26 protein-coding genes and 1 pseudogene are annotated in these 22,723 nt (G+C 50.4%); 4 read left to right on the top strand and 23 right to left on the bottom strand.

What is annotated here, in order from left to right; all coding sequences use genetic code 11:
• Positions 1-24: 24 nt before the first annotated feature.
• Positions 25-783, bottom strand: a complete 759-nt coding sequence (locus BLV66_RS08410) for an alpha/beta hydrolase (protein WP_086985669.1) — start codon at positions 781-783, stop codon at positions 25-27.
• A 115-nt stretch (positions 784-898) separates the two neighbouring features.
• Between BLV66_RS08410 and BLV66_RS08405 the strand changes: the two are divergent.
• Positions 899-1,075 (top strand): annotated as a pseudogene (locus tag BLV66_RS08405) (DNA alkylation repair protein); the annotation flags it as partial.
• 12 nt (positions 1,076-1,087) lie between these two features.
• On the opposite strand, the gene BLV66_RS08400 reads toward BLV66_RS08405, so the two are convergent.
• The 4 genes from BLV66_RS08400 to BLV66_RS08385 form a co-directional block, all read right to left on the bottom strand.
• Positions 1,088-1,624, bottom strand: coding sequence for a dihydrofolate reductase family protein (locus tag BLV66_RS08400; RefSeq protein ID WP_086985668.1), 537 nt, complete (start codon positions 1,622-1,624; stop codon positions 1,088-1,090).
• A 188-nt stretch (positions 1,625-1,812) separates the two neighbouring features.
• Complete coding sequence (locus tag BLV66_RS08395; protein WP_086985667.1) at positions 1,813-2,097, bottom strand: barstar family protein; 285 nt, start codon at positions 2,095-2,097, stop codon at positions 1,813-1,815.
• Positions 2,098-2,103: 6 nt separating this feature from the next.
• Entirely contained in the window at positions 2,104-2,676 is a 573-nt protein-coding gene (locus BLV66_RS08390) for a ribonuclease domain-containing protein (RefSeq protein ID WP_086985666.1), read from the bottom strand.
• A 69-nt stretch (positions 2,677-2,745) separates the two neighbouring features.
• Positions 2,746-3,270, bottom strand: a complete 525-nt coding sequence (locus tag BLV66_RS08385; protein ID WP_176974185.1) for an SOUL family heme-binding protein — start codon at positions 3,268-3,270, stop codon at positions 2,746-2,748.
• Positions 3,271-3,445: 175 nt separating this feature from the next.
• Between BLV66_RS08385 and BLV66_RS08380 the strand changes: the two genes are divergently transcribed.
• The gene (locus BLV66_RS08380) at positions 3,446-4,681 is read left to right on the top strand and encodes an MFS transporter (protein WP_218131826.1); all 1,236 of its coding nucleotides are present in this window, start codon (positions 3,446-3,448) and stop codon (positions 4,679-4,681) included.
• A 74-nt stretch (positions 4,682-4,755) separates the two neighbouring features.
• Here the strand turns inward: BLV66_RS08380 and BLV66_RS08375 are convergent, their stop codons facing one another.
• Genes BLV66_RS08375 through BLV66_RS08355 form a run of 5 tightly spaced genes read right to left on the bottom strand, consistent with a single transcriptional unit; the run spans position 4,756 to position 10,573 of the window.
• Positions 4,756-6,009: a coproporphyrinogen-III oxidase family protein gene (locus tag BLV66_RS08375; RefSeq protein ID WP_086985664.1), complete on the bottom strand. Its 1,254-nt coding sequence runs from the start codon at positions 6,007-6,009 to the stop codon at positions 4,756-4,758.
• 11 nt (positions 6,010-6,020) lie between these two features.
• Positions 6,021-6,923: a radical SAM protein gene (locus BLV66_RS08370; RefSeq protein ID WP_086985663.1), complete on the bottom strand. Its 903-nt coding sequence runs from the start codon at positions 6,921-6,923 to the stop codon at positions 6,021-6,023.
• 38 nt (positions 6,924-6,961) lie between these two features.
• Entirely contained in the window at positions 6,962-7,225 is a 264-nt protein-coding gene (locus tag BLV66_RS08365) for an SHOCT domain-containing protein (RefSeq protein ID WP_218131825.1), read from the bottom strand.
• 53 nt (positions 7,226-7,278) lie between these two features.
• On the bottom strand, positions 7,279-9,717 hold the full coding sequence (locus tag BLV66_RS08360) for a cation-translocating P-type ATPase (RefSeq protein ID WP_086985662.1): 2,439 nt from the start codon (positions 9,715-9,717) through the stop codon (positions 7,279-7,281).
• Positions 9,707-10,573 carry a DUF6544 family protein gene (locus BLV66_RS08355; RefSeq protein ID WP_218131824.1) on the bottom strand — a complete coding sequence of 289 codons (867 nt, stop codon included), beginning with the start codon at positions 10,571-10,573 and terminating at the stop codon, positions 9,707-9,709. Before BLV66_RS08355 ends, BLV66_RS08360 begins: the two co-directional genes overlap by 11 nt.
• A gap of 220 nt (positions 10,574-10,793) precedes the next feature.
• Here BLV66_RS08355 and BLV66_RS08350 point away from each other — a divergent pair, with 220 nt between their 5' ends.
• Positions 10,794-11,441 carry an acetate uptake transporter gene (locus BLV66_RS08350; RefSeq protein ID WP_086985661.1) on the top strand — a complete coding sequence of 216 codons (648 nt, stop codon included), beginning with the start codon at positions 10,794-10,796 and terminating at the stop codon, positions 11,439-11,441.
• Positions 11,442-11,662: 221 nt separating this feature from the next.
• Here BLV66_RS08350 and BLV66_RS08345 read toward each other — a convergent pair whose 3' ends face one another.
• The 6 genes from BLV66_RS08345 to BLV66_RS08320 are packed head-to-tail and all read right to left on the bottom strand — an operon-like array spanning position 11,663 to position 15,802.
• Positions 11,663-12,103 (bottom strand): hypothetical protein, encoded by a 441-nt coding sequence (locus tag BLV66_RS08345; protein WP_086985660.1) that lies wholly within the window; start codon positions 12,101-12,103, stop codon positions 11,663-11,665.
• Between the two features lie 51 nt (positions 12,104-12,154).
• The gene (locus BLV66_RS08340; RefSeq protein ID WP_086985659.1) at positions 12,155-13,132 is read right to left on the bottom strand and encodes a hypothetical protein; all 978 of its coding nucleotides are present in this window, start codon (positions 13,130-13,132) and stop codon (positions 12,155-12,157) included.
• A 19-nt stretch (positions 13,133-13,151) separates the two neighbouring features.
• A complete protein-coding gene (locus BLV66_RS08335) occupies positions 13,152-14,399 on the bottom strand; it encodes an RtcB family protein (RefSeq protein ID WP_086985658.1) in 1,248 nt (415 codons plus the stop codon).
• A 45-nt stretch (positions 14,400-14,444) separates the two neighbouring features.
• A complete protein-coding gene (locus tag BLV66_RS08330; RefSeq protein ID WP_086985657.1) occupies positions 14,445-14,939 on the bottom strand; it encodes a flavodoxin family protein in 495 nt (164 codons plus the stop codon).
• Positions 14,940-14,975: 36 nt separating this feature from the next.
• On the bottom strand, positions 14,976-15,395 hold the full coding sequence (locus BLV66_RS08325; RefSeq protein WP_342746286.1) for a VOC family protein: 420 nt from the start codon (positions 15,393-15,395) through the stop codon (positions 14,976-14,978).
• A 20-nt stretch (positions 15,396-15,415) separates the two neighbouring features.
• On the bottom strand, positions 15,416-15,802 hold the full coding sequence (locus BLV66_RS08320; protein WP_086985656.1) for a hypothetical protein: 387 nt from the start codon (positions 15,800-15,802) through the stop codon (positions 15,416-15,418).
• 154 nt (positions 15,803-15,956) lie between these two features.
• Here BLV66_RS08320 and BLV66_RS08315 point away from each other — a divergent pair, with 154 nt between their 5' ends.
• Complete coding sequence (locus tag BLV66_RS08315) at positions 15,957-16,952, top strand: MsnO8 family LLM class oxidoreductase (protein WP_086985655.1); 996 nt, start codon at positions 15,957-15,959, stop codon at positions 16,950-16,952.
• 13 nt (positions 16,953-16,965) lie between these two features.
• Here BLV66_RS08315 and BLV66_RS08310 read toward each other — a convergent pair whose 3' ends face one another.
• The 7 genes from BLV66_RS08310 to BLV66_RS08280 form a co-directional block, all read right to left on the bottom strand.
• On the bottom strand, positions 16,966-17,568 hold the full coding sequence (locus BLV66_RS08310; RefSeq protein WP_086985654.1) for a YdeI/OmpD-associated family protein: 603 nt from the start codon (positions 17,566-17,568) through the stop codon (positions 16,966-16,968).
• 24 nt (positions 17,569-17,592) lie between these two features.
• Complete coding sequence (locus tag BLV66_RS08305) at positions 17,593-18,252, bottom strand: hypothetical protein (protein ID WP_143033115.1); 660 nt, start codon at positions 18,250-18,252, stop codon at positions 17,593-17,595.
• 5 nt (positions 18,253-18,257) lie between these two features.
• Positions 18,258-19,220 carry a hypothetical protein gene (locus tag BLV66_RS08300; protein ID WP_086985652.1) on the bottom strand — a complete coding sequence of 321 codons (963 nt, stop codon included), beginning with the start codon at positions 19,218-19,220 and terminating at the stop codon, positions 18,258-18,260.
• Positions 19,221-19,238: 18 nt separating this feature from the next.
• Positions 19,239-20,624 carry a uridine kinase family protein gene (locus BLV66_RS08295; protein WP_086985651.1) on the bottom strand — a complete coding sequence of 462 codons (1,386 nt, stop codon included), beginning with the start codon at positions 20,622-20,624 and terminating at the stop codon, positions 19,239-19,241.
• 51 nt (positions 20,625-20,675) lie between these two features.
• On the bottom strand, positions 20,676-21,068 hold the full coding sequence (locus BLV66_RS08290; RefSeq protein ID WP_086985650.1) for a DUF5655 domain-containing protein: 393 nt from the start codon (positions 21,066-21,068) through the stop codon (positions 20,676-20,678).
• Positions 21,069-21,108: 40 nt separating this feature from the next.
• On the bottom strand, positions 21,109-21,567 hold the full coding sequence (locus BLV66_RS08285; RefSeq protein ID WP_086985649.1) for a GyrI-like domain-containing protein: 459 nt from the start codon (positions 21,565-21,567) through the stop codon (positions 21,109-21,111).
• Positions 21,568-21,762: 195 nt separating this feature from the next.
• Positions 21,763-22,584 (bottom strand): TspO-related membrane protein, encoded by an 822-nt coding sequence (locus BLV66_RS08280; protein WP_086985648.1) that lies wholly within the window; start codon positions 22,582-22,584, stop codon positions 21,763-21,765.
• Between the last annotated feature and the right edge of the window lie 139 nt (positions 22,585-22,723).

Here is a 22,723-nt window from a genome sequence, read left to right as displayed (position 1 = left end):
TTGCTGATTATTTGATTCGCTGCATTACTGCTGACGGTTATTTTTAATAAATGATGTGATGCCTTCAACCGTCAGTTGTTGCTGCTGATTGGGAGAGATAGTTGCAGTTCCATCCCCCGCTTGCATTCCGTAATCGCCGAACTGACCATGATTACCGCCATCCAGCACGATTTCCATATAGTCATCCGGCAGCTTTTCTTGCGCTTCCTCGTAGCTTTCACGGCTCAGCACTTCATCTTCTGAACCATAGATGGAAAGTACTGGAAACGGCGCATCGGTCAAATCTCCTGATGGATAGGAAGCCAGGAAAATCAAGCCTGCTACCTCATCAGATTGATCGGCAGCAAAACTGGAAGCCATGACCCCGCCAAGAGAATGCCCCGCGAGATACCAATCCTGGACACTTTCTTCCTGTGCCATAATCGCTTCCGCCGCGTCCGCATCAAACACCGCCAAATGAAAAGGCATCTTGGCGACGACCACTAACAAATCCGCTTCAGCCAAGCTGCGCAGCAAAGGCGCATAGGCTTCGCTCTCCACTTTTCCACCTGGATAAAAAATGACGCATTCCTCTGGAGTTTCTCCATTCGGCGCAAAGGTGATTGCGTCATCGGTTTCAGTGATTGTGACCAATCCATCCGACTGCAGCGCCTCGAGTGCATCTGCCGTCGCTTGATAGTAGTCATTCGCGTACCAAAAGAACGCACCTGCAGCAATCATTATCAGCGCAGCCAAGCCAAGAATCAATTTACGGAGCCAGCTGAAATTCTTATTTTTTCCCATAGTATCCTCCCTTGTTGGATCATGATTGCACTTTTCCCGAAACTATTCTAAAGTAATCATGACAACTGATTTACGAGTCGCTTCCACCTCAGAAAGGCAGGTTAACACCATGTGACTTGCAGAAATCATCGAAAATAATCTTAACCAAAAAGAATTCTTCATCAATAAAGCCATCGGTTGGAGTCTGCGCGACTTCAGCAAAACGAATCCTGATTGGGTGCGCGCATTCATTTCCGCCCATAAGAATGACCTATCCAACCTGAGCATCCTCGAAGGCAGCAAGTATGTTTGAAACGAGTAGCCTTTATTTTTGGATGGGCTCGTAGGTGAGCTGCACCAAGCCGGAATCGAACGTGGTTGCTTCAACCAATTTCAAAGGCAGCTCCGCCTTGCTTTCTTTGAACAAAGGAATACCTTCGCCGAGCAGAATTGGGATGATAGATACGGTATAACTGTCGATTAGCCCTTTTTCACGGAATAGATCGATTGCTTCGGAGCCACCATCGATAAAGATGTCTTTGCCGCGCCTGCTCCGGATTTGATCCAACAGATTATCGGGAGATCCGCTGTAAAAATGGATTTGCCCCTCAGAAGGGCGCTCAGGCCGGGAAAGGACATAACAGTCCCGGCCTGCATGCGGGAAATCCCCTCCGAAAGATAACACCTTTTCATAGGTCTTGCGCCCCATAATGACCGTATCAATCGTTTCGATGAAAGCCGCATAACCGTAATCTTCATCCGGTCTGGCGACGCTATCGAGCCAATCGATATTGCCGTCCGAATGCGCGATGTAGCCATCCAGACTGACTGCGATATAAACTTTGACTTTCCTTTTTTCCATTTGATCACCCCATTCACTTATCTATCCATTACGGTTCAACTATACGCCTGGTTGACAATCAAGGAAAGAAATTTTCGTTCGGAATTTGAAAATAGCTCAAAAAAGACGATTCTGTGCGAATCGTCTTTTTTGCTTGCAGCTTTATTTTTAGGTTGACAATCGGGTATTGTCCAGCTCGTTGATCTGAATCAACTATGGAGCGGATAAGCCAGGATCAAACGGATAGCGGAATTGGCCACAGCCACTTCCTTTAACAGGCTAACCAGGGAGTCCCCATAATCGCCGAGTTGGTTTTGCACCATTTGCGGATTCTGAAGGATGATCATTTTTCCGGAAAAATCAGTCGTCAGACAATCCCACAAGGCATCCAGATTATTGCCGTAATATTCGGGGAGATCCAGTTCTCTTTTCAGATAAGCATGCATTGCTTTCCGGTCGGTCATCTTCCTGCCGTCCAAACGGATGATTTCCATCTTCAATCACTCCCCCTTTCCGTACAACTGTTCGAACGATTCGTAATGATCATCCGTGTAAAAGATCAGACCGTCATTCGAGTACACGATGCGCTCTGCTCCACGGAAGCCGCCGTCATAATCGATGTCTGCCTCGTAATAGGTCCTGCCCGATTTCTTCGGAAGCAAGCCCTCACGATTGCCAAAAAAATCGCCACCAATGGACATTTCGTCCGTCACTTCCCACAAGTTGCCTTCAGAGTTGTCCCAGCCCAATGCTTCGGCTTCATCCTTTGTCAGATAGTTGGGCGGCAGCTCGTTGAACTGATGAATATAGGCGGCCACTTCGTCTTTCGTTGAATAGGATTGCCCTTCCCTAACACCACTGCTGGTTGCCGTTTCGGTTGATTCCTGCGTTTCAGTATCTGGGATAGCTTCGGGGATACCTTCTTCAATTGCTTGCGAGCTGCTGGCGGCGATGCTGATCGAAGAATCGGGTGTTTGCTCCTCTAAAAGCGAATCTACGCCATTGACCCATACGGCGAGAATGATCGCCAATAAAGCGAACAAGACTTTCAAGCCGCTTTTTAAATTTTTCATCCATTAGTCCCCTTTTTGTTAAGTGTGTTCCCCGATACGATACAAAAGGAACGCCGAATTGTCCAGTATTTAATCGGAATCCTGTTGAGCCGTTCCGACTCGCACCATGATTTCGTTATGCCGGAACATCGGCGGCACGAATGGTGCGTTGAAGGACGCCAGCATATAGTTCGAAGTAGGCTGGTACTTTTTCTCCTGCACCCACTGCGCCAACTTCTCCAGCATGTCTCGCTCTTTCCGATCATTCGAATACCCGCCGTACTGGATGACCGCAAAAAGACCGCTGTCAAACTTTTTGACGGCCAACGAAGGGCTGTTGGGCTGCGGAATATCTTCCCATTCCGCCTTCGGGACAACGAACGCCATCTTCGTGCGATCGTCCGATAGTTCTTGGATTACCGGAACTGTCATGCTGATTTTTCGGTCCGCTTGATTGTCTTTTGAAATATAACGGAACAAGGTGCCGAACCCGCTGTCCACATCCGGATCAGCTGCATTGTCGTATTCAACGATAAAGAAATCCCGGTATTCCCTCAATTCAAATGGCTCCTCCGACAGCAGGACCGTGTATTCCGGCCGTTCATATTTTGACATGATTTTCCTTCCCCCATTCTGTTCTCTATAGCTGAATTTTACCATGATTTTCTTTTTTTCCGAAAAGTTAGGCTGCTTGACTAGTTTGGGGCTTGTGCTATCCATCTACAACTGATATAAATATATTAAAGACAAATGAGAGCGTTATCACCTTTAGAGATTGGAGGCGGAAGCCATGCTGAAGAGTTTTTCGTTGCAAGAAAAAAGTTGGATCATGTACGATTGGGCCAATTCTGCCTACTCCATCATCATCTCCTCGGTCATTCTGCCGCTTTTTTATAAATCGATCACGACCGGTGAAGGCATCGCCCCGAACTTGGCGGATTCCTATTGGGGCTATGCGACCTCGGCTGCGACATTGGTGATTGCGATCAGCGCCCCGCTCCTGGGGGCAATCGGCGATTATCCGAAATGGAAAATGCGGCTTTTCAAAAGCTTCTTCCTGCTCGGCGTATTCGCTACTGCAGCGCTCAGCTTCACGGACAATTGGCGCCTGCTGCTTGTTTTCTACATGCTCACGACAATCGGCTTTTCGGGCGCTAACATTTTCTATGACGCCTTTTTGGTGGATGTCGCGACAGAGGATCGGATGGACCGGGTCTCCACTTACGGATTTGCGATGGGTTACATCGGGGGCAGCACAATTCCGTTCGTGCTTTCGATCCTGCTGATTATGTTCGGGGAAAGAATTGGCATTCCCAGGACGACCGCCATCAAATCCGCCTTCCTGTTCACGGCTTCTTGGTGGATCGCCTTCACGATTCCGATGCTGCGCAATGTGAAACAACGCTATTTTGTCCCGGCCACCGAACACATCATCCATGACAGTTTCGCTCGGCTTTACAAAACGTTGCACCAGATCCGCAGCCACAAGAAAATGTTCCTGTTCCTGATCGCCTACTTCTTTTACATCGATGGACTGAACACAATCATCCACATGGCCGCCGTCTTCGGCGACAGCATCGGAATCGTATCAGACATGCTGATGATAGCCGTGCTGGTGATCCCGATCCTTTCCTTTCCTTTCACAATCCTTTATGGAAAACTGGCCAAGCGTTTCGGCAGCAAAAAGATGATTTTGGTGGGCATCGTCATTTACCTGTTTGCCTGCCTGCTGGCTTTCCGGATGACCACCGCCCTAGAATTTTGGATCCTGGCTACGCTGGTCGCAACTTCGCAAGGCGGTATCCAGGCACTGTCGCGTTCCTATTTCGCCAAACTTGTGCCGAAAGAGAACGCCAATGAATATTTCGGTTTCTACAATATCCTCGGCAAATTTGCCGCCATCATGGGTCCGGCGCTCTATGCGCTCACGAGCCAGCTGACCGGCGACTCGCGCAACGGGCTCGCCAGCATTTCCCTCCTCTTCATCATCGGCGGCGTGCTGATGCTGCGCACAGCGGACAATTGATCCTGCGTTACATCTGATTCATCCCCAAAAGGCTGACTCCCACGCGGAATCAGCCTTTTTGATTTGTCATTTTGTTATTTCAGGATGATTTTTTCAGGGAAAGGCTGCAGTCTTGAAATATGCCACATCTTATCGATGTAGGCTGTCGTATACGCCTGTTCGACATCATGATAGAGATAAGCGGCCTTATCGGTCAGTTCGTAGATGCGCCCTTGCTTCCTGAGATAGCCCAACTTAGTCGCCAAGAACAGCTCCAGTCCGAACATCCGGTTCAAGGGGGTGCCGATGAGTTCCTCAAATCTGTCCGTATCGATCCTCATGGCATAGGCACTCCAGAACAGATAATAGACCGCCCGCTGCCTTTTGGTGAAATAGAGCGTCAAAGAGGTTGGCAATGCATCCCCCTCGACCCGCTTGATGTATTCGGGAATCGAAAATGTATTGATCTTGAAGACGTCCTTCAGCAGTGTGGTTGCGGAAACACCGAAGCCCAAAAAGGCATCCCGCGTGACGGAAGAATATTTTTCGGTTTGCTGCTGCGCGAATGTCCAGACGGATGTCCGTTCGATGCCGTTTGCGTGGCAGTACGCCGTCAAATGCTCCAACATCTCGCGCTTCGTTTCTTCGCTCATCGGCTTGTAGGCATTGTCGGCAAAAGTGAAGTCGATGAAGGGATAAGTCGAAACTTGCGTTGCTCCACTAGCGAAGGCCGTATGGATGTCATTCGCCAGAATCTCGTCGGTCTGGCCAGGAATGGCAAATATCAGATCCACGTCGACAACATCGAAACCAAAGCTTCTCACCAAACGGATTTTTTCGACAAAAGAGTCGCTTCTTCTCCCGATTTTCCGGAGGCATTCTTCCTGGAAAGATTGGACGCCGATGCTCAACATCGTCACCCCCGCCTCCCTCAGCTTCTGCAGATTCCTTTCAGTGACGTCGCTGGGATGCAATTCCACGCCGATGCCGCCCGTCAGAACGAAATATCCCTTCAGTTTCGCTATGATGTCCTTCAGATCGTCCAACATCATAGCAGGCGTTCCGCCGCCGAAATAAAGGCTGGTCGCCTGTTTTTTCCCGGACATTCCCTTGCAGACCAGGTCAATTTCCTTCAGTAGCGCAATTTTATAAGCATCCGCCTGCGGTTTATTGTGGACCACTTTGCAATAAGGGCAGAAACTGCACAAGGAACGGCAAAATGGGATATGCACATACAGCCCCAAATCATCGAGTTTTTCAAAATCCAATTTGTCCTCATGGGTCCCTTCAAAGACGAAGGGCTTGAATGATCGGGTAAGGTACACCCGCAACAAGGATGTCCAACGCATAACTTCATCTCCTATATATATTTCAGATAAGTCCTGAGCAGATCCCAAATCACCTTCACATTCCCTTTGAAAAGGAGCGAAAATTCGGCAGCGAAAAAGAAGCCGCATTCTGCGCAGAGCCCTTCGATGTCGATGCACCGTCCGCATACCCATTTGTCCCCGTTCTCCACAACAATGCATTGGTAACAAGGCGTGGGAAACGTATTGTTCACTATATAAGGCAAAGCGCTTTTCAGATTCAGGATTGGATAGCCCGCATCGATCAGCTGCACAATTTGGTCGGCACAAGCCTGCTTTTCAGTTCGGCTTAGTTTGAGCCGCTCCGTACCGGGATAAGGCGTGTGGAAGTTGAACGAAACAGCCTGAACGTTTTTCGTATGCGCAGCCGTTTCGCAGACTGCCCTGATTTCTCCCTTGTTGATTTGGTTGATCGCCATATAAAGGCAGACATTCCCCCGGGATGCCTTCTCAATATTAGCGATGATGCGGTCGTAGCTATCGCCTCTGATTTCGTTGTGTTTTTCTTTGCCGCCGTCAAGACTCACCATGACCAGGTCCGCTTCCGGCAGGTCCACCTGCAGCGTGCCGTTGGTGACCACGTTCACGAGCAGAAAACCGATCTGCTTTGCTTCGATGACTAGATCCCGCAGGGTGTGTCCCTGATTGCGCCAAAGGAAAGGTTCCCCTCCGTAAAAAAAGAGAATTCTGACGCCTTCTGCGTATAGCCACTGCATCTCAGCCCTGATCTGCGGATATGGGTAAATGATCGAGGTGATGTTGCTGACGGCGCAGTGTTTGCAGGCCAAATTGCATTTGTCGGTCAAGATGATGGAACCCACCAGCGGCCGTTTCCTTTTGAATAAAATCGTTGTAGCGCCAAAGTACGCCAACTGCAGCAACGAACGCAGTTCCATGATGCACCCCTTTCAGGCAAAGACTATTCATTGTTGCTTCATTCCAACAAATCGCTTTTCTTCTGCTTGAATTCCTCGGCATCGATTTCCCCACGCGCATACCTTTCGCGGAGGATCTTCAGTGCTGAATCTTCCTCCGAATTTAGTGGAGTTGCCCTATCGCCAAAATATTTCTTGAAGAGCTTTACCGCAAAGACGATGACGACCGCCCAGAAGATTAGGTACATGGCCATCGACAGCAAGCCGATCCACCACTGCCCTTCTGCCAAAAACTCAGTGACTGATCCATAAAAAGGATGCATACAGCTCACCTTCCCTCTCAAATTACTGGCCTATACAAGTATTACCCAAAGGTTCATTTCTTCACGAAACTGGACAATGGGCGTTTGACGAGTTCAGTGACGACAAGATAAGCAAAAGCAATCCCAAAAATGATCCCCAAATGCGCCATTGTCGGCGTTTGGAATTCAAAGAAAGCAGCAGTAGCGGGGATCATCGGCAATCCGACGGCAAGTACCATGGCAATTACCGAAAGGATCACGATCGATGGCGCCGGCCAACCTGCCTTGTTGATTGGTGCCAAGGAACGGATGGAAAGCATCAACAGGATTTCCGTCAGCACGCTGGCAATGAACCAGTTTGTCTGCAGCACTGCCGGGGAGATCCGATAGAACAAGCCGAAACAAATGAAATCGAAGACCGTGCTCACCAGCCCCATCGTGACGAAAATGATATAGAGAGAATGCAGATCGTACCGCTGCGGTCGTTCCACTTCCTGAGCCGATACGCGGTCAAAGGCGATGGCCATCATCGGAAAATCAGAAAGCAGATTCAGGAGCAGCAGTTGTTTCGGAAGCATCGGCAAAAAGCTGATGAAGAGCGAGCCGATGGCGACCGCATAGAAATTGCCGAAGTTCGAGATCAAAGTGGCGCGGATGTATTTCATCGTATTGGCGTGCGTTTCACGCCCGAAGCGGATGCCGTCGACGATGACCCGCAGATCGTTCTGGAGCAATACGATATCAGCGGTCTCGCGGGCGACATCGGCCGCCGATTGCACGACCATCGACACGTGCGCCGCTTTCAGAGCCGGTGCGTCATTGATCCCTTCACCCAAATACCCGACCGTGAACTGTTCCTTCAACAGTTGGATCACTTCCAGTTTCTGCTCCGGCGTCGTCCGGGCAAAGACGCGGATCGAGGACAGGCGTTTCTTCCTTTCGGTCAGCGGTAATGCCAAAAAGGCGGCGGCTTCCGTGACTTCAGCGCTCTCCTTCACCAACCCGGCTTCCCTGCCGACTGCCTCGGCCACCTTCAGGGCATCCCCAGTGATGACCGTGATGGCGACATTCATCTGTTTTGCGGCCGCAACGGTCGCAATAGTGGAATCCTTGATGCGGTCCACGAAAGAGACAAATCCGCCGAACTGCGCACCGGTGCTGTCATCATAGCTCACGCCAAGTACCCGGTGTCCTTTTTCTTCCTCAGTCTGCAACCAATCCGCAACAGCATCGCGGGAAATCAATCCTTGCCCGAAGAAATATTCCGGGCTCCCGCGGCGGATATGCAGTGTCGTTCCGTCTGTCTGTTTCACGATTGCACCGTTGCTGCGCAGCGCTGGATCGAAAGCCTCCTCCTGCACGAGACTGTAGCGCTCCACAATCTGCCGTTGTGCTTGTGTGAGGGCCTCATCGCTTGCCCGGTCGAAAGGTTCCGGTATCCGCTCATGCAGATTGATGGCGGCCAACCGCGCCAATACCAACGGATCGTAAGGCGAGCCATCCCTAGGGTAAAGATTGCTGAACACAAGATGGTTTTCCGTGATCGTTCCGGTCTTGTCGGTGCATAACAGATTGACGGATCCCAAGTCCTGTACCGCGGAAAGCCGCTTGACGATTACGTCGCGTTTGGCGAATTCCAATGCTCCCCGTGAAAGCGAGAACGTCAGTACCAAAGGCAAAGCTTCCGGTATGGCCGATACGGCAAGCGCGATCGCAAAAATCAGCAGGCCCGTGACATCCGCCTGCCGGCCTTCGATCAGGATGTTCGCCACCACGACGAACCCGAGCGTCAGCAGCGTCACTTTCATGATGAAGTTGCTGATTTTATCCACGCTCTTGACCAGTTCGCTCTCCGCCTGCACGGCGGATGCCGTCGAAGCGATATGGGCCAACTGCGTTTCCTGACCGATTGCGGTGATTTCAGCCAACGCATTTCCGCGCACAATCACAATACCCTGCAGAAGGCTCTCTTCATCGGCGACCATCGCTATGTCGGCAACGGCTGCGCTTGGCGCAGCGGCACGTTTCGTAACCGGAATGGACTCTCCCGTAAAGGTCGTTTCATCGACTAACAGATCGCGGGCAGCGCGGACAATGGCATCAGCCGGCACGATATCGCCCGACTCAAGCTTCAAGATATCACCGGGCACCAACGATTCGGTGGGAACTTCTTTTTCCGAACCGTCCCTCATCACCGTGATCGTGCTCAGCAGGTAGGCTTTCAGCTTATCTGCTGCCTGATTCGATTTGTGCTCTTGATAGACGTTGAGTGCTGTCCCGAGGAATACAAACAACAGGATAAAGGTGCCGTCTATCGGCTCTCCCAGCGAAAAAGTCACCCCCGCCGCAATCAGCAGCATCAGATTGAAGATGCCCCGGAATTGTCTCAGAATCAAGCCCAGGAGGCGGTGCTTCGGTACCGGCAAGGCGTTCGCTCCATATCGGACTCTCCGTTCAGCCACTTCCGCTTCCGACAATCCCGTCCATTCATTCCGATCATTTTTATTTGTCATAACTCATCATCGCAGCTTTCGCATCAAAGTATGTAAAATCCCCTTCGTCATAGTGCCAGACAGCCTTCAGATTCGTCGGCTGGCGGATACCATTGATTTCCTTGTACCCGCCGCACAGAGCTGACCATCTGACTTTCTCGCTTTTGCCATCCATCGTTGTGGCTTCCCGATCATCGGTTGTGAAAGCTGTCATCTCATCATCTTCATTGAACGTGAAGACCCCTTCTGCAGTGGTTCCGTAAGCTGTGATCACCGCTTTGGCGTGGTGCGCATCGATTGCCTCCCAACGGATATAGTCCTGAAGAGCCGCATTCGGAACGAAGAGGCACTCGGAGAGGAACGTCACCAAACTAGCCTTGTCCATCGCTTCACCGTCAATGTCGAACAGTGTGATATTTTTTGCCACGATTCCTTTCATCGAGCCCTTACCGTCGACGTAGGCATCCACCCCTTCAAAAGGTATGCCGTAGAGCGAACTGTCGATATAGGCGATGCGGCAAGGTCCGTCCACAAAGTTATATTGCGTGTAGGCGATCTTGATGGTCTTTTTTCCCTTTCCGAGCGAAAAGGCAACATCAGGGAAAACTACCTTCATGTAGGCCATCTTCGGTTTCCCAAGATGACCGCAACGGCGCAGATGGCGTCGGACAGGGCCAGGCAGCGTCGCAATGTCAGCTTCAGTGAAGCGACCTTTTGCCGGCTCCGTTTCCTTCAACAAATCCTCCGCCAAATCGGTAAATTCCCTAGCGGCCTTCGAGGGTGCCGTGCGTAGATAGGCATGAACAACGCCAGCAGTCCCGAGCAGGACTCCGCCGACCGCAATGATTTTCTTTATCGCTATCATTTTCTCTTCCATCCTTTCGAAATCCTCAAAATCGTTTTATTATTTTCTTTGCATAACCCCTTAAAAACAACACTCAAACGTAAATTACACTTACATTAAAGTAATTTCCCGTAGCATCAAAAGTGAACTTTAAGTGTACTTTTCCCAAAACAGATTGACGACAGCAAGCAATATGGATATAATCACCCTGACATTATTTTCAGATTTGAAATCAAAGGAGAACGAACTACTAATGAAAAACGCATCAAACACACAGAACAACACGATCGTCAGCTTAAAAGAATTCACTGCTAATCCAGCGCCGCTTGGCTTATTGGGCTTCGGAATGACAACAGTCCTGTTGAACATCCACAATGCAGGTTACTTCCCGATGAACACGATGATTTTAGCTATGGGTATTTTCTTCGGTGGCATGGCGCAAGTCATTGCCGGCATCATGGAATTCAAGAAAAACAACACTTTCGGTGCAACTGCCTTCACTTCTTACGGCTTCTTCTGGCTTTCCCTTGTCGGAACAATCGTTATGCCTGGTCTTGGCATGGGCGAAGCGGCTTCGGCTCAAGCGATGGCTGCTTACCTGTTCATGTGGGGACTGTTCACTTTGGGCATGTTCGTCGGAACATTGCGCATCAGCAAAAACCTGCAGATCGTCTTTGGTTCTTTGACATTGCTTTTCTTCCTGCTTGCGTTGGGAGACTTCACGGGCAATGAAATGATTTCAAGAATCGCTGGTTACGAAGGCATTTTCTGCGGATTCTCAGCCATCTACGGCGCTTTGGCACAAGTTTTGAACGAAGTCTACGGCGAAGAAGTCCTGCCGTTGGGCAATGTGACAGCTGTCAAAAAAACAGCAAAAGTCGAAGTAGCAACAAGCAAATAAGAAAATATGAAAAAACGGGCGCTATGCAACATGATTGCATAGCGCCCGTTTTTTGCTTTTTCGGTGGCGTTCCTCGATTGTACTTCGAGGAGTGTCATTCGAAGTCAGCAGCAATCTGTTTTACGGGGCTGGCTTGTGCAACCTGACCTGAAAATTTGCCTACTGCTCTGTCCTGAATAATGACTGGTTCGATTGATTCCTGCTGGTTGCCTCTTGGGAGTCTATCTGTTGACGATCCGGCAGCAATGGATCCTGGCGGCTTTCTTTTTGCCCTCTTCGATTTCCTGATCGAAGGCTGCCCGCTCTTCCGGCGTCAAGTCGTTGATGGACATGAAGCTCAGGTTGGAGAGTCTGTATGTTTCCTTCACATCGCTGTCGTTTCCGAAGGCCGTCGCTTCAATGTTGTTCAGTACCTTTTCGGGATTGCCGGCACCCATCGCCTCGAGGTTTTCTTTATCCTGCTCTGAAAAACGCATCGCCAAATCGAGCGTCGTCGTCTTGTAGACGGTGCTGCCCATGAAGGTGATTCTAGTCAAATATTCATTCGTATCCTCATTATAAAGGATGTATTTTTTAGCATTTGTCTGTTCCATAACTAATTGGTTCCCTCCAAAAATACCGGTCTGCCGCTCAGCGGAATCCCATTTTGTTTGCATTCCCATTATAGACCATCCGCTCCGCTTTTCACATACCCGCAGAACTAGTTTGCCGATTCAGACCGGCTTTTTGCTGTTTTTGTAGGCATCATGGAAACCCTCAAAGGAGTCCAACAGGAAGATGAAAAGGAATACAGCTTTAATCGAGTTGAATGCAGTATTGAGTACCCGTTGTCCATCCGTGGCTTCCGCGATTTTTGTTACGATTTCCGGATTCAGGACGGCCGTATCTTGAAGGATGTACCATAGAAACAGAAACGAAAGGATATTCAAAATCAGATTTACGGTCGCAACCGGGTAGGTCCACTTCCTGAAAACGAACTTGCTGGCGGAGAACAGCAATTGCAGCACCAACATAGCATTGATGTAAGGCAAGTAACTGCGGAACACTTCCTGATTCAACATCGGAATCATTTCCTGGATGCTGCCGTCCAACGTGTAGTAGAATCCCAACAGCTGGCTGTATTGGTTGACGAGGACGAGGAAAAGCACCGTAAAGATGATGCCGATGATGACCCCGATTCTGTTGAACGGTTTCTGCGGAACTTCCTTCTCCGGCAGATCAGCCAGACTCCAGTCTTCCTGGATTTCCCTCAGGATTTTCTCTTTTGCCGTCCTTTCCATGATGGCGAACACGAGCGTCACCCACCCGAAGGCGCCGATTGCCGCACTGATTGCCGTTGCGAAACTTATAGCGAAATAACGCAGCAATTCCACATCATTGACGATGAAATCGACGGTATTCCCGATCAGCGTACCGATGACCGCCACAGTCATGACGATTTTCACGATCAGGAGGTAGGTGCCGTACAGCTCCGGACCGATCAGATGGGGCGGTTCCCGCAGTTGCTTTTCAGCCAGAAGCCTCGGACTCCCCAATCCTCTCAACACTTCGCGTTCCGTCTCTTCGGAAGGAGCGCCACGTTCTTGCAGCCGCTCCGCAATGATGCGGCGCATGGCTTTTTCCACTTCATCTTTTTCGGTCGGCGGGATATGTTTCAGGCCGGCCGCGATGTACCTTTCCTGCAGTTCCATTTTTGTCCCTCTTTTCTTTTCAGCCTTTGATGACAGCTACGGTCTTGAGGCGGCGGACCGGTTCGACGAGATCCAGTTCCTGTGAGAGCACAAAGTCGATGGCCTTATAAGCAAAACGCGATTCCGTACCGACATCTGTCCGTTTGGCTTTCGCGAGAAAAACGCCTAATGCCCTCAAATCCAAGATAGTGTCCTGGACACTGAACTGTTCCCTGGCATCCAAACGGCTCATGCGCCTGCCCGCCCCATGCGAACAGGAAAGGAAGCTTTCCGGATTGCCTTTGCCTTTCACCAGATAGGAATACGTTCCCATTGCTCCCGGGATGATGCCCATTTCGCCAGTACCGGCGCGGATCGCTCCTTTGCGGTGGACCCAGACTTTTTTGCCGTAGTGTTCTTCCAGTGCGGCATAATTGTGGTGGCAGTGGACGGCGTCCGACAAATTGACGTGGTTGATGCCGGCATATTTTTTCACCCAGAGTCGGACGATATCGAGCACCTTCTCCATCATCTGGTTGCGGTTTTCTTCGGCGAAATCCATCGCCAATTTCATCCAGCGGAGATACAGTTTCCCGAGATCACTTTCGGTGGAAAAATAAGCCAGATCCCACTCGGGAGGGACCGGAGACTGGTCCAGTCTGTTCACTTCCTTGGCCAAATCGTTGAAATAATGGCAAATCTTGAAGCCCAGATTGCGCGACCCGGAATGCAGCATGATGCCAAGCTTACCCTGATCGTCCGTCTGCAGTTCAATAAAATGGTTGCCGCTACCGAGCGTGCCGACTTGATAGGCAGCGTCATCAAGTTCCTTCATCAATTCCTGCGGCATTGTTTCCTTTTCCTCGGGCGTCATGCCCTCAAGGAAACGGGCGACCGATTCGCATTGCTGTTTTTTCTTATGGTGCTCGAAACCTGTCGGAATATTCCGCAGGATGTCGCCCGCGATTGCCTGGGCCAGTTTCCCATTCGGTGTCTCGATCTCAATCAGCCGTTCTACGGGGATGTTCGTCTGGACAAAGCTCATCCCACAGCCAATATCCACCCCGACCGCATTCGGAATGATGACCTTTTCGGCAGCGATGACGCCCCCGATTGGCATGCCATATCCAGAATGCGTATCCGGCATCAGCACGACCCATTGATACAGAAACGCCAGATTCGCCAAATTTTTCGCTTGCTGCAGACAATCCTCGCCTATCTGTTCCTCATTCTCCAGCCACACCTTGATTGGCCACTTCTGTTCCTCGGGATTAAAGATGGTTATCATCACAGAATTCCCCCTTTTTGCGAATAACTTGCGCAGCATACTATTTTATTTTTTATCCATCCGCGCAGCTGACTCGCTGAACTGCTGCAGCAAATCCGTGATCTGCCTTTCGCGGCGCGGATTTTTCCAGTTGATGACGCCACTGCCGATAACTTCGGCACCGTGTTCTTCGCAAAGCGCAGTCATCTGCTTTAAAGCATTTTTGCCACCCATCCAAGGGAATGGAAAAAACTCGGTCACAAATAGGAGCGTCGGCTTTTTCTCAAACTGGCCGATCCGCGAAAAGTAATGCTTCAGAACAGGGGAAGCGGAAGCTCCTCTGACGGGTCCGGCGATGATCAGGAGATCGTGCGCCTGCGGGTCCGGATAGGACTTCAGTGTTATGTTCGCGCTGTTTGATTCGTTTGTGTTTTCTTCGCCGATGGTCTTGAGCTGTTCGATTTCCACGTCGTGCCCGTCAGCTGACAGTCTTTCCTGCAGCCGCTCCGCTACCGACAAGGTATTTCCGGTCAAAGAATGGATAATGATCCCGATTTCCATAGCCTTTCCCACTTTCTGTTTTTTAAATTTGCGCCATTAATGGATGTGTTTCGTCTGTCCGAATGGGGACCTTGCTGCGACCTCGACTTTGATCCGATCGGGGTCTTCGAAAAAGACGGCGTAGTGTTCTTTTCCGCCTGCGAAAGGATGTCTTTCGGGATACAACAACGGTATACCACGACGTTGCAGTTCCGCATACAATTCGTCCACCTGATGTTTTGTGTCGACCGCGAAAGCGATATGGTTCAATCCCGTCCGGCCGCGATGATAGGGTTCGTCCAGGAAACGGTCGGCTGTCTGGACGAAGACGATGTAAGCATCACCTTCCTTATAACTGAAACCTTGCTCCCATTCCTGGTGTTTGCTGAATCCCAGCTCTTCCAACAGCCAGGTCCAAAACACCTTGCTGGCAGACAGATCGCTGACGTTTATTTCGATATGATGGATGATCCCCACATTCTCACTCCTTTTTCCAGTTAAGTCAGTCTCTTGAACTTGGAATACAAAATCGGGCCGAGGAAGACACCTAGCAGCAACAGGTAAAATCCATAAGATCCAAAAATAGGACCGACATTGTCGTTCCCTACCGCTATGATCGAGTAAAAACCCAACACAACCGTTGTCCAGATGATACTCTTGCGGTAGGCGCTGACGATGGTCGGAACTTTCGTCACCATCGCCGCCATGTAGGTCAGGATCGCGGCCGGAATTGCCGTCAACAGGAATTCGCGATTCAGATAAACGGCAAGCCCTCCGCTCTCGCCGCCAGGTTCCCCGAACGGCAACGTTACCGCGAATTCCAATACCATTATAAGTACAAAAATAAGCAGACCCGACAGTACATCTTTTATGATTGCTTTCACTTTAAATCCTTCTTTCTATATCATATTTCACCTTTCTCGCTTACATTTTAGAAGCTGATTCTTTGTCCCAAGCGACTCGGTTTGTTATAGTCAATCTATCAGTATTTCGCAACTAGCCTGTTCAAATTTATTCAGAAAAAAATCGGAGGAAATTATGAAACTAAGCATCTTGGACCAAGTCCACATCACAGCAGGCGGAAACGCCGAGCAGGCCCTGCAGAACGCCAAAGAACTCGCCCGTTTAGGCGACACTCTTGGGTACGAACGCATTTGGTTCGCCGAGCATCACGGCAGCAATTTGATGGCGAGCGCCGCACCCGAAATCATCGCCGCCTTCATCGCGGCCGCGACGGATCGGATCCGTGTCGGAACCGGAGGCGTCATGATGATGCATTACTCCCCTTTGAAAATCGCGGAAGTCTTCAAAACGCTGTCCGGCTTTGCACCCGGCCGGATTGATTTTGGTGTTGGCCGTGCACCCGGAGGCGATCGTCAATCCATGAACGCATTGGCGCAAGGCAACCCGCCCCAATTGGACAATCATTACGAAAAACTGCAGACGATCCTGGACTTGTTGGAAGACCGGAAACCCCAGGATCCGCTTTACCGGGACACTCCCGCGGCGCCTGTAGATGTAACCATTCCACAGACCTGGCTGTTGGGTTCGAGCGGAAACAGCGCCGTGCAGGCCGGCAGAATGGGCGTCGGCTATTCGTTCGCGCAGTTCTTCACCGGGACGCTTGATAAAAGCATTTTCGATCTCTACAAGCAGCATTTTATTCCGTCCGCGGCCATGCCCGAAAAACAGATAAGCGTCGCCTTCCATGCCATCGTCGCAGATACGCGCGAAGAAGCGCTCTACGAAGAGTTGCCGTATGCAATCTTCAAGATGCAGCTCTTCCGTGGAATGATGCGCAACCATCTGATGACCCCGGAACAAGCCGCCGCTTATCCGCTGACGGAAATCGAGAAGCAGCTCATCAATGACATCCGCAAAACGCATATTCTTGGGACCGCAAAAGAAGCCGGAGAAACATTGCAGAATCTGCAGGGCCAGTATGGTTTCGATGAAGCGATGATCATCAGCATGCCGCATTCCCAACAGGCGCGGCTCAAAACCTATTCCCTTTTGGCGCAAGAGTTGCTGTAGACTGTCAGCCGCATCAAGCTCCGCCATCCTCTTCACGGGGGTGGCTTTTTTTTGCTTTTGCCCGTTCAAACGTTTCGGCGATTCTTTTTTTGCGGGTATCGGGTCGTTTAGCTTGGGCGATCCAGAAAAGATAGTGGGCCTTTTCGCCGGTCGACCAGTCTTCAAAACACGCACGGGCAGCTGAGTCAGCTTTGAAGGCCTGCTCCAATTCATCGGGAAGGTCCGGTACTTCCTTCGAGGAATAGGCTGCTTGCCATTTCCCGCTGGCCTTCGCCGCTTGGATGGCCGCCAAACCGGCTTCTGTCATCCTTCCAGCCTCAATCAAAGCTTCAGCGCGCCTCCGATTGATAAGTGACCAGACGCTTCCGGATCTGCGGGGCGTGACACGGATTATGAAGCTCCCTTCATCCAAACTGTACATCTTGCCATCAATCCAACCGAAGCAGAGCGCCTCTTCGACCGCTTCCGCCAACAGGATGCCCTCGCCTGCAGCGTGGGCTTTTTTTATTTCCAACCAAATCTCATCCTTTTGATCATGGTTTTGCGCCAGCCAGTCATGCCATTCCTGTGGATTCCGGCAGTTGAGCCAGGATTCGGGTATTTTCGATTCGGACATCGACAACCCTCCTTACACTTTGATCTATTGCATATGCTTTTTCAGAAAAGCCGTAGCCTTTTTGGCTACTTGCTTCCGGGGATTGTGCGTTTGTCCAGAGGCAAAAACCAAGATGCCGTTTTTGTCATGGGCCAACTCGAAGTATTTGTCGAAACAATCGATTGCGTGCCCACAAAGGATGTTCCTGCATTCCGGGGACGCTTCCCCTTTGTACAGATAACTGTTTTCAGGAATCTGCAACAAGCGCTTCGTTATATCCTGTTCGTATTCTGGCTTGTTCAGGATGATTTTCCAGGCGTTTCCGATGACGTTCGCTGCCGTCACCATTGCCTCGTCAGCAATCAAACCGAAATATTGTTCCTGGATGGAGGCAAATTTGTTTTCTGTATCAACAGCCGCCAAATTCGCCAGCGTGATGATTGCTCCCCATTTGATGAAGCTGTTCGGGCTCTCGATCAGCGCCGCCACCTCGTCGAAATAGGGATAGATGCATTCAGGTTTCCGCTCGCTCACGATGCGAATGACCTTATCGCAGTAAAATTTTGCTTTGCCTGGATCGGACTTGATGATCGCAAACAGCTCCGCTACATATTCCGGTTGCCGTAGCACCTCGCTGACGAATGCTTCCAGATCGGGTTTTCCTTGGATTTTTTCGAGTAGCTGGTTCTTTTCTTTTTGTTCCATCCAAATCATCCCCGGTTTCCGTTTGCTGTTTCATCTTGATGATAAAATTCCAATACCCGCAGGCATCTGAGCGTATTCCAACGGCTCGGCTTTCCGGCTTGTTCCATCTGGAAATGCACCTCACCAGGATGGTGGGCCTGCGTTTTCCAGCGTCCATCGGGCAAGCGTTTCGCCTTCAGAATGTCCAAAGCATCCTGCAGCCGTTCATCATAGGGATAACCCGCGCTTTGGAAATAATCGAGCGCACGCAAAATATCGTAGCGCCAACGCGGAGGGTAGACCAATTTCAAAAAGCTTGGATGGATGATTGCGCCGGTATGGTCGGATTTGTAGAGCCGGTGCCGCAGCAGGAATTCCTGTCCTTCGCTTTCCATCCGCTTCAATTCATCCGCGCGATAGGCATAGCCGGCTGCAGCGTATTCCCTGATGCCCTCTAGCACGCTGAGCGTGGAATGCATCGAGCTATGCCTGGCACCGGATCGGTTCAGGCGGCAATTGAAGCCGCCATCGGCCAATTGTTGGCTGAGGATGAAATCGACCACCGATCGGAGTTTATCCTCTTCCGTCCTGAAAAAGCAGGCATAGTTCAGGAACATCCCGTTGACGCAGACATCGCTTTGCTCGATGCCTTTTGCCGGATTGACGCCGCCATCGGACGCAATGACAGTCGCAAGGATGAGATCCAGCGCCTTTTTTATTTCCCGGGTCACCGGTATGCAGAGGTTACGCAGATCCAGCAAGGTGTAATGGCTGCTTGTCCATTTCGGCTGATAAAACCAACGTCCCCAGTGTCCCTCCGGCTGTTGCCGTTCCAGAAAAGCACGGCCCCAACCTTCCTTTGCTATTTTATCCCTCAAGTCTGACAATCCAGCAGGGTCCTCCTGCAGCAGATCGCGCCTTGTCTGATATTGGATCGCTGGATCGCCTTCCAAAAGCCACGCGATAATTTCCGCCCGCTCCATTTCCATCTTCCTTCCTTTTTCGGCTCAATCGTAATAAATGCTGCCACCAATGAATTCCCTCAGAATGGAATTGAACGGCACTTTGGAGACGTCCAGCGGTTCGAAGAAACTCAGCAAGTTCAATAACCGTTCGCGTGTATCGTAATATGGGCTGTCGGCCGGAATCTTCTGAAGCGCCGTTTCCGCAAAGGGGCGCAGCGCATTCATCTCGTAGATCATGCTGGAATTGAACATCACATCGGCCTCTTCCTGGAACTTGAAGATGTTCTGGTACTCGCCGCGGCGCACGCTGTCCCATTGATGGATCGTGTTTTCCGGCGTGACGCCCCTGTATTTGTCATCCCTCACCAAACGCCTGAGCAGTCGGATTTCCGAAGTCGGAACCCGGCTCATCAGGTCGATGTTGAGGCCGCCGAGCGCGCTGATGTAGATCTTGTAGATGAGGTTGCGGTTGATACTGGTGACCAGTTCCGGATTCAGGGCGTGGATGCCTTCAATGATCAGTATCTCTGATGGACCGACCTGCATCGGCTTGTATTCGGCCATACGCTGGCCGGTGATGAAGTCGAATTGAGGAACGGATACGCGCTCTCCGGCGATCAGCTGCGCGATTTGTTGTGTCAGCAATGGCAAATCCAACGCCTCCATGCTATCGAAGTCGTACTTTCCGTCGGCATCCCGAGGCGTATGCTCCCTGTCCACGAAATAATGGTCCAAAGACAGCGCAATCGGCTTCAGCCCGTTCACTTCCAGCTGCGTCGACAATCTTTGGGTGAAGGACGTTTTCCCTGAAGAGGAAGGCCCCGACACGAGCAACAGGCGCAAGGCGCGCCGGTGCTGCAGGATGGCATCTGCGATGATGGAAATTTCCTTTTCATGCAGAGCTTCGGCGATGCTGACCAATTTCATCGTGCGCCCGGATCGGATATAGTCATTGACGTCTTGGACCTGTTCAATGTTGATATTATCCATCCAGCGTTGATTCTTTTCGAACGCAGCTGATAGCTGCACCGGCGGAATCAGCGGTCTATCGCTGCCTTTGTCGATGTCCCCGAAATCCACGATGAACCCATAAGAAAACGGCAGAATGGTAAAAGGTTCCACGAGGAAGGTATCCGTAAAAGCCGGATAGACGGCCTTCACGATGGTGTCCCCCACTTGGTAATGGTAATAGCCGCCTTCTTTCCGGAGCAATACGATACTGCTGTCTTTTTCGACCCACTCCCGTAGTTTCCGTTCGATTTGCTTCACTTCCCTTGTCGACAGAATCGATCCGTAAAGGTTGCAGAAGACCCCTTCTAAAATGGAGTAAGATGTCTTCAGTGTCTCCTCCGGAAAGAGGTCATGTACAACCTTGATCAAACCCAATTTGACTGTCTGGCGTCCTTTGTGCAGATGCGTCTCACTCATGCTGTTTCCCCCTTGCGCTCGCTTTGCGGTTGCTTATTTCTTTGAAGCAGACTACTTTCCCCGCGTTTTCGAGAACTGGTACGCCTCCCGCATCCAAGCATCGACGGCAGCCGTCAGGTCCGCCTCCTCCGCAATGATCACGTGGTGCGTCCATCTGCCGGGGTACGGTTCGATGGCTTCGACAATCTGATCATGTACAATCTGGCGTCCGCAACCGAAACTCAGCACCAGGCTATGCAACGGCCTCTTTCTGTCTGTCGGCTGCGGCATCCAGACCCAGGCGAATTGTGTCCGCGTGGCAAAAGAAATCTGGGTCTTTGTCACCGTGATTATGGCGGGTCCAATCGCCCGGATTTTCCTTTCCACAGCCATGAACAAAGCTTTGGTTTCCGGTTTCCCGGCAAAAAATGCTTCCACTTCTTTGTTGATCATTACGTCTGTCATAGGTATCGCCTCATCTTTTGAAATAGGGATTGGCGTATGCTCACTCCACCAAAAATACGATTTTCGTCAGCAGTTCACTTTCAGGAACCTCTTCCGGTGAATTGTAGTAGTGCTCATAGACCGGACCAAGTGGTTTGTAGCCATTATCCTTGATCCATTTCTGGATTTCCTCATAAGCGGGCGGCATCTCCATATACGGACCTTTGTACATGCAACTGACCTGTTTGCCTGCCGGGATGTTTCTGGCAAGGATATCGCCTTTGCCCGGCAACGCTTTGGATACCGGAAAACCGATTTCCAATTCGAGCCTTTCCATATCCATGTTGAAATAGCCGACGAAAGCTGGCCCAACCGGCTGTTCACCCAATTCCATGATGTGAGTAACGATGTCCATGAAGGCCTTCCCCAATATTTTCGGAAGCTCACTTACCGGAGTAACCGTTTTCAAAACCAAAGTCGGTTGTTCTTGCGTTTCCACCATTTCGATCACAAAGCTCATTTTCTCCACGTCTCCTTTTCTGAAGCCCATTGTCTCATGCTTATTTTATCACTTCCGCATCCGCACGACCATCAATACGATAGTCGTCGTTAAGGCACTGAAAACGCGCAAAAACAGGTTCCGGCACCAATTCAGTTGAATCGTTACCGAGACCTGTTTCTAATCAATCAAACTACACCATTGTCGAATTAGTAATCATTCCAGGATAGACGGAGTTTTTTTCTTAGCGAAGAGCACATAGCCGATCGCCACACCCATCAACACGATGGAAGCGATGACGGTCGTGATGATGCCAGAATATTGCCCGGCAAATCCGTCCTGCGACATGTGTTTGATCAGGATGCCCGTATAGGCCCAAATGATCACTAACCCGTAAGCGATATCGTGGTTGCGAATCATCGTGATGGCTCCAATTGCAAGTCCGATCAGGATAATCAGAATCGTCCAGACCTCTTCTGAGATCCCGAAGCCATTCCAGCCGATGTCGACCAGAAGCGTTGTGATGTTCGCGATTGTAGCCACCGTGATCCAGCCGAAATAGACACTGAACGGTAGGCGGATGAACAACTTTTCCTTCTGATCGAGTTTTTCCTTCAGTATCGTCTGGTTGATGTAGATAAGACTCAGCAGAAGCACCAGCATCAGGATCACCGACAGGCCAATCATGCGGTAATGCCAGCTGAAGATCCAAGCGGCATTCACCACTGAACTGAAAGAAAAAACGATACCAACTTTCCGCAGCAACTCCGTCTTCACCTTACCTTTATCCCCATGGAATAAGCCGAATTGGTAAAGTGTATAACCCGCCAACAAAAGGTAGATGACGCCCCAGATTGAAAACGTCAAGCCAACAGGTGCAAACAAGTTCGGATAGGCATCCGATACCGCACCAGTGTCGATGCCATTGATCGGCAGAATGTTTGCCAATGCGTTAACGACGATCATAATCAGATAAGTCACGGCAACCGTTATTTTGATGGGTGTTTCCAGTTGTTTCGTTTCCAATTTTGTTTCCATCTTATTTCCTCCTCTTTCGTAGTGCTGCATAAGAAATATAATTGCCTTGGATAATCAGATATATAGCATATTGCGCAATAAGTTAAGCATTCTGCTAAGTTAATAGTACTCAAAAACAAGCATCTGTGCAAATATTGAG

Origin of the sequence: Trichococcus collinsii (assembly GCF_900107505.1) — a bacterium.
Lineage (GTDB): Bacteria > Bacillota > Bacilli > Lactobacillales > Aerococcaceae > Trichococcus > Trichococcus collinsii.
This window is presented reverse-complemented; position numbering and strand designations above follow the sequence as displayed.

Excerpts from the sequence above, each read along its gene's own strand:
- BLV66_RS08410 (WP_086985669.1), bottom strand. The coding sequence starts at position 783 with ATGGGAAAAAATAAGAATTTCAGCTGGCTCCGTAAATTGATTCTTGGC.
- BLV66_RS08400 (WP_086985668.1), bottom strand. The coding sequence starts at position 1,624 with ATGGAAAAAAGGAAAGTCAAAGTTTATATCGCAGTCAGTCTGGATGGC.
- BLV66_RS08395 (WP_086985667.1), bottom strand. The coding sequence starts at position 2,097 with ATGGAAATCATCCGTTTGGACGGCAGGAAGATGACCGACCGGAAAGCA.
- BLV66_RS08390 (WP_086985666.1), bottom strand. The coding sequence starts at position 2,676 with ATGAAAAATTTAAAAAGCGGCTTGAAAGTCTTGTTCGCTTTATTGGCG.
- BLV66_RS08385 (WP_176974185.1), bottom strand. The coding sequence starts at position 3,270 with ATGTCAAAATATGAACGGCCGGAATACACGGTCCTGCTGTCGGAGGAG.
- BLV66_RS08380 (WP_218131826.1), top strand. The coding sequence starts at position 3,446 with ATGCTGAAGAGTTTTTCGTTGCAAGAAAAAAGTTGGATCATGTACGAT.
- BLV66_RS08375 (WP_086985664.1), bottom strand. The coding sequence starts at position 6,009 with ATGCGTTGGACATCCTTGTTGCGGGTGTACCTTACCCGATCATTCAAG.
- BLV66_RS08370 (WP_086985663.1), bottom strand. The coding sequence starts at position 6,923 with ATGGAACTGCGTTCGTTGCTGCAGTTGGCGTACTTTGGCGCTACAACG.
- BLV66_RS08365 (WP_218131825.1), bottom strand. The coding sequence starts at position 7,225 with ATGCATCCTTTTTATGGATCAGTCACTGAGTTTTTGGCAGAAGGGCAG.
- BLV66_RS08360 (WP_086985662.1), bottom strand. The coding sequence starts at position 9,717 with ATGACAAATAAAAATGATCGGAATGAATGGACGGGATTGTCGGAAGCG.
- BLV66_RS08355 (WP_218131824.1), bottom strand. The coding sequence starts at position 10,573 with ATGGAAGAGAAAATGATAGCGATAAAGAAAATCATTGCGGTCGGCGGA.
- BLV66_RS08350 (WP_086985661.1), top strand. The coding sequence starts at position 10,794 with ATGAAAAACGCATCAAACACACAGAACAACACGATCGTCAGCTTAAAA.
- BLV66_RS08345 (WP_086985660.1), bottom strand. The coding sequence starts at position 12,103 with ATGGGAATGCAAACAAAATGGGATTCCGCTGAGCGGCAGACCGGTATT.
- BLV66_RS08340 (WP_086985659.1), bottom strand. The coding sequence starts at position 13,132 with ATGGAACTGCAGGAAAGGTACATCGCGGCCGGCCTGAAACATATCCCG.
- BLV66_RS08335 (WP_086985658.1), bottom strand. The coding sequence starts at position 14,399 with ATGATAACCATCTTTAATCCCGAGGAACAGAAGTGGCCAATCAAGGTG.
- BLV66_RS08330 (WP_086985657.1), bottom strand. The coding sequence starts at position 14,939 with ATGGAAATCGGGATCATTATCCATTCTTTGACCGGAAATACCTTGTCG.
- BLV66_RS08315 (WP_086985655.1), top strand. The coding sequence starts at position 15,957 with ATGAAACTAAGCATCTTGGACCAAGTCCACATCACAGCAGGCGGAAAC.
- BLV66_RS08310 (WP_086985654.1), bottom strand. The coding sequence starts at position 17,568 with ATGTCCGAATCGAAAATACCCGAATCCTGGCTCAACTGCCGGAATCCA.
- BLV66_RS08305 (WP_143033115.1), bottom strand. The coding sequence starts at position 18,252 with ATGGAACAAAAAGAAAAGAACCAGCTACTCGAAAAAATCCAAGGAAAA.
- BLV66_RS08300 (WP_086985652.1), bottom strand. The coding sequence starts at position 19,220 with ATGGAAATGGAGCGGGCGGAAATTATCGCGTGGCTTTTGGAAGGCGAT.
- BLV66_RS08295 (WP_086985651.1), bottom strand. The coding sequence starts at position 20,624 with ATGAGTGAGACGCATCTGCACAAAGGACGCCAGACAGTCAAATTGGGT.
- BLV66_RS08290 (WP_086985650.1), bottom strand. The coding sequence starts at position 21,068 with ATGACAGACGTAATGATCAACAAAGAAGTGGAAGCATTTTTTGCCGGG.
- BLV66_RS08285 (WP_086985649.1), bottom strand. The coding sequence starts at position 21,567 with ATGAGCTTTGTGATCGAAATGGTGGAAACGCAAGAACAACCGACTTTG.
- BLV66_RS08280 (WP_086985648.1), bottom strand. The coding sequence starts at position 22,584 with ATGGAAACAAAATTGGAAACGAAACAACTGGAAACACCCATCAAAATA.